6 protein-coding genes are annotated in these 5,170 nt (G+C 47.4%); 4 read left to right on the forward strand and 2 right to left on the reverse strand.

What is annotated here, in order from left to right; all coding sequences use genetic code 11:
- The first annotated feature begins 470 nt into the window (after positions 1-470).
- Positions 471-593, forward strand: coding sequence for a photosystem II protein Y (locus NZ772_13420; GenBank protein ID MCS6814549.1), 123 nt, complete (start codon positions 471-473; stop codon positions 591-593).
- 354 nt (positions 594-947) lie between these two features.
- On the forward strand, positions 948-1,817 hold the full coding sequence (gene accD, locus NZ772_13425; GenBank protein MCS6814550.1) for an acetyl-CoA carboxylase, carboxyltransferase subunit beta: 870 nt from the start codon (positions 948-950) through the stop codon (positions 1,815-1,817).
- A 198-nt stretch (positions 1,818-2,015) separates the two neighbouring features.
- Here the strand turns inward: accD and NZ772_13430 are convergent, their stop codons facing one another.
- Positions 2,016-3,032, reverse strand: coding sequence for a hypothetical protein (locus NZ772_13430; GenBank protein ID MCS6814551.1), 1,017 nt, complete (start codon positions 3,030-3,032; stop codon positions 2,016-2,018).
- Between the two features lie 207 nt (positions 3,033-3,239).
- On the opposite strand from NZ772_13430, the gene NZ772_13435 reads away from it, so the two are divergent.
- Complete coding sequence (locus tag NZ772_13435) at positions 3,240-3,950, forward strand: ABC transporter ATP-binding protein (protein MCS6814552.1); 711 nt, start codon at positions 3,240-3,242, stop codon at positions 3,948-3,950.
- 180 nt (positions 3,951-4,130) lie between these two features.
- Positions 4,131-4,355, forward strand: coding sequence for a hypothetical protein (locus NZ772_13440; protein MCS6814553.1), 225 nt, complete (start codon positions 4,131-4,133; stop codon positions 4,353-4,355).
- Positions 4,356-4,380: 25 nt separating this feature from the next.
- Here NZ772_13440 and NZ772_13445 read toward each other — a convergent pair.
- Positions 4,381-5,170, reverse strand: a 790-nt coding sequence (locus NZ772_13445; protein MCS6814554.1) for an asparaginase, incomplete at its 5' end; no start/stop codon positions are given.

A 5,170-nucleotide genomic window follows, 5' to 3' on the forward strand; every position in this document is an offset into this window, starting at 1 on the left:
CAGTGTACGGATCCAGCCCAATTTGTGACGATCAAGTTGTGGGAATCTGCCGCAGCCATAATCGCTCACCTTAGTGGGCCTACTATTCCACAAGCGATGGCTCAGATTCCTATTCTCTATACTAGGGCTACGGATAACTTGCAGTCAGGACTGAAGTCCTGACTACGAACTAATCGGTTATGTCTCTAGCTTTTGGAGTATTGGTATTAGAACCATAAGCTGAAGATATTTTAGTCCTGCACAGCCCAGTAGAGAACTGCATCTCTCTCGGCCAGCATAAGTTTTCAGCCTCAGACCTAAAAATCACACCATAATCTGAGATCAGAATCGCACCAACAATGGCATTGAACCGTAAAATGAGAATTGGAAATGAATCTTTAAGACTCACTAAACAACATCCAGTTTTTGGCAACGGATCTTAACCTATTGTTTTTCAGTTGTTCACCCAGTATTGAAAGGAGGTTCTAGGTATGGATATTGATTTTCGTATTGCCATCGTGTTACTGCCAGTTATCTTGGCAGCAGCTTGGGCTGGCTACAACATTTTTCAGGCCGCCTTGGGACAACTTCAGAGCTTTTTGAGCAAGAACTAGTGTCCTTGTGGGCAGTCTTAACGCTGCTGGCTGCCCTCTCAGTACCTATGTCTACAAGTTCCTGCTCAACGTACACTGTTGCAGTGCTTGCTCTCTGATGACGCTTACGTTTCAAATCATCATCGAGTGTCGTAGTCAGCGTTTTTCCTAGATTGCTGATTACGATGTTCTGTGTGTTTTAGGGTGTATAGTGATTAGGCATTTAGGTATTGTTATAGCTGGCATTCCATTGATGCGCTATCTGTTTTCCTTTGACCTATATAATCCCTTAGTTGGGTAGGTTCTACGCTAGCTAGCATAGCTTCCTGCGGCTTACCTGCATTCTTAGCAACTTAACGATTGGCTGCATAATTCATGTCCCTGTTTGATTGGTTTGCAAATCGCCGTAAATCTGGCCCCATTAGCCCCGACCAACAACAACGGGAAATTGCTGACGGCTTGTGGACAAAGTGCGAAGCTTGCGGTGTTCTAACATATACAAAAGACCTGAAGGCAAATCAGATGGTTTGTCTGGAGTGTGGACATCACATGCGGGTGTATGGCGAAGAGCGAATTCATCAGCTTATCGATGCTGACACATGGACACCCCTCAACGAGCACTTGCAACCAACTGATCCCTTAAATTTTCGCGATCGCAGAGCTTATACGGATCGCATTCGTGAAGCTCAAGAAAAAACTCAATTGCTGGATGCCGTCCACACGGGCTGGGGTAAGCTAGAGAGCCTACCGGTAGCTTTGGGAGCCATGGATTTTCGCTTCATGGGTGGCAGCATGGGGTCTGTAGTGGGTGAAAAACTGACCCGTCTGGTGGAACATGCCACCGCTCATCGCCTACCCCTAGTAATCGTTTGTGCCTCAGGTGGTGCCAGAATGCAAGAAGGTATGTTGAGCCTGATGCAGATGGCCAAAATCTCTGGGGCGCTTGAAATTCATCGTCAAGAAAGGTTGCTCTACATTCCAGTGCTAACCCATCCCACCACAGGTGGTGTCACAGCTAGCTTTGCCATGTTAGGCGATATTATTCTGGCAGAACCAAAGGCCACGATCGGGTTCGCTGGTCGGCGCGTGGTCGAACAAACCCTGCGCGAAAAACTACCTGACAACTTCCAAACCTCAGAGTATTTACTGGAACATGGCTTTGTAGATGTGATTGTTCCGCGTACTCATCTCAAGAAAACTCTGGCGCAACTCATCAAGCTCCACCATCCGTCTCCAGCACTATAACTTGAGCCTTTGCAACCCTTTCAGGGAAAGCTAGCGCGATCGTTCAAGCTAAGTTGTCACCGTTGTTCGCAACAAGTTCATAGTGATGTGTTTGCAACAGGTTCGTAGTGATGACCTTAGTCATCAACCAGATGCACCAGCAACTATCTAGTTAGGTTCGTAGTGATGACTTTAGTCATCAACCAGATGCACCAGCAGCTATCCAGTTGTGGCCACAGGCTGGGCAGCGTCTGAATGGTAGCTCCACATAGGGTTAGCATCCGAAAGAACAGTAGGAGAAAACATGTCTTGCAGTGCCTGCACGTAGTGAGCAAACACTTTGTAATCGCTAGCAGTAAGCCGTTTACATAGCTCTTGCTCCAAGAGATTCAACAGTTGCTGTACCAGTTGCCATTTCACATTCAGTGGAGGGTAAAGCATAACACAGAGCGGAAAGAGTTCTTGTTGCACCGAGCTAATGTTGCCTTCTAGAGCACACAAACACAGATAGATTTGGAACATCTCCACATCTCGAATACTCGATGTTCGCACCATGGTGTTATGTAATGACCCACTGTGACACTGGTAGTTAGGATAACGACCGGCAACCTCCGCACAGATATATTCGGCGATCGCTGTGCACAGGGGAAGCAAATGCTGAACTGCTATCAATATTTCTGAATTGATCGCATAGCCCGCCGCCGCATTGTAGGAACGCTGTAAAGGCATGTATAAATGGTCATCAATCACCTTGAAATATTCACCAATTAAAACCCGTTCGCTAGGATCAAATGTCTCCATAAGCAATTGCCATGTGTAATGGAACTGCATACTCATGAATCCCAGAACCCTCGGATCTTTACTGGTATAAATCTCACGAATACGACCACATTCTGGAGAAATAACCACGGAGAACTTAGCAGGCGTTAGTTGTAGCTTATAGCTCTCTGCCGCCTTTTCAAACAAAACACGAGAGTCTAGTGAAATCTGCCATGGATCAATCAAGTTAGCTGCTAATCGCTGGCGAGGAATCTCTTGTGCTAGCAGGGCTTCAGTATTGGCCCAAGCCTGAGAACTAGCAAATCGCAGAGCATTCAGCAGTTTCTCTGCCAAGTGCACACACTTTCGAGTTGGTAACTTTGAATCTTGCCAATCGTAAATAGCTAAGTTCTTAACGTATCGTTGTGCCCAAAGCTTTTCTAGTGATTGCTTCTGATCCGGTGAAGTAGAAGTCATGGGGAAGATGCCGAGTCAAATTAAAAAGTGTTTTAGAAAACATAAAGTCATCTTAGCAGTATTCCTACGGTTGCCACTACCCATGATTTTTGCGCCCCAGCTATTCTCTCTATGGGTAGGATTGAAGATGAACGCTAGGACTTCTCTTAGCGCTAATACGCTAGTTCACTACTTTTCACTGGATTTGCTGCTATGCCAACATCTGTCATCGTCCGTTTAGAAAACATTTGCAAAACCTATGGCATGGGTGATACAGAAGTACGTGCTCTAGATGGTGTCAATTTGATTGTAGAACAGGGCGAATATTGTGCCATCATGGGCGCTTCTGGATCTGGTAAGTCCACGATGATGAATATTATTGGATGCCTCGATCGGCCCACGAACGGACGCTACTACCTAGACGGGGCAGATGTTTCAGGCTTAAACGATACAGAACTTGCCCATATTCGTAACCGCAAGATAGGGTTTGTGTTTCAGCAGTTTCACCTGCTGCCCCAGTTAAGTGCCCTAGAAAACGTGATGTTACCCATGGTGTATGCAGGTGTGCCCTTGGAAGAGCGTCAGCAACGGGCGATTGTGGCTCTAACCAAGGTGGGACTAGAGCATCGGCTCAACAACAAGCCTAATCAGCTCTCTGGTGGACAACAACAGCGGGTAGCAATCGCGCGTGCAATCGTGAATCGTCCAGTGCTGCTCTTGGCAGATGAACCAACGGGCGCACTGGATACTCGTACAACGGCTGAGGTGATGGATATTTTCGCAGAGTTAAACGCTAGCGGCATCACAATTGTGATTGTTACCCACGAACCTGACGTTGCCCGACGCACAAAGCGAGTGATCTGGTTCCGAGATGGACATGTTCTCCACGATCGCCTAGAACCAACTGAACTCCAACAACTCACGGTCAGTATTAGCTAATGTTGTTACCCTGATAGACAAGTTACAATCTTGGGCATGATAAAGCTAGTCGCCACCTGAGCCACATTATGTAGTCATTCAGAGTTCGTGATGAGGGGGCAAACAGGATAGGTACGACGGCTCTACTAAGTTGAGATATTAAGTTTAGACATTTACCCAAAGGTTCCTGACGTTATGTTGATGCGAAGAATCTCTGCTTACACACCTCTTGTGCTGTTGCTAGCGATCGCCTTCGTTGGGTTTGGTGATAGTTTCTTGCCCAAACCCTGGAACACCATGAGTCGGCAATCTCGTGAAGCTCTGAACAATATAATTGCCAAAGCAGTACCCAGTTGGTCACCCAAGACAAAACCTTACCAACGAACTGAAGATGCCCTCAAGCGGGAAACCGAACCACAACCCTAACTAGTGCAACCTAGCATCCATAGGCTCAGACCATCGACAGTTCACCAATTACTTCTAGGCGTTTGAAGTCTGTGATGCGGAGGTGACGCTCAGCCAGATTTTCAGCAACAGCAGGGGTAATCCATCCCAGTTGGGTTAAGAGATGGATAGCTGCGGCTGATTTTGCTCGCTTTGAACCATCCATCACCTTGACTACTAATCCTAGCCCTTCACCCACTTTGCCGATGCACTGAATACCTTCAGCTCCGGCCTTGCTGATTAACTCCCCTTCTGACAACCGCATCAACTCGGTATCAAAGGCCCCATCGGCTGCTACTAAGGCGGGGTAGTAGGTCATGGCTCGCACGATGCGCTCTAAATCGAGGTGGTTCCCAGAAGCCAAATGGGCGTAGAGGCTTGCCATCTGGGCTAACTGCATGAAGCAGGTCGGTGCACCACAGTCATCACGAGCAATAATAAATTCTTCGGCTGGCATCCGGAGAATTTCAGCAATTCGGCTAAAGATCAGTTGTTGCACTGGGTGACTGCGATGCAAATAGGTGGTCAGTTCCCAATTACGCTGGCGACATACTGCTAACATGCCTGCGTGCTTGCCAGAACAGTTGTGCTCTAAAGGGCTACGTCTATTTTCTGGAATTGGACAATGCAGAGCAGAGGGGTCAATGTCTGCCCGCCAAAGAATGTTGAAGACTTGACGCACCTGCTCCAGGGTGCCGTGGTGAGAGCTACAGATAATTGCCAGGTCACGATCGGTCAGGTTAAACCGTTCTAGCGTGCCAGTTGCTGTTACTGCCAACGCTTGAAATGGCTTGAGG

The sequence above is a fragment of the Cyanobacteriota bacterium genome (assembly GCA_025054735.1).
GTDB lineage: Bacteria > Cyanobacteriota > Cyanobacteriia > SKYG9 > SKYG9 > SKYG9.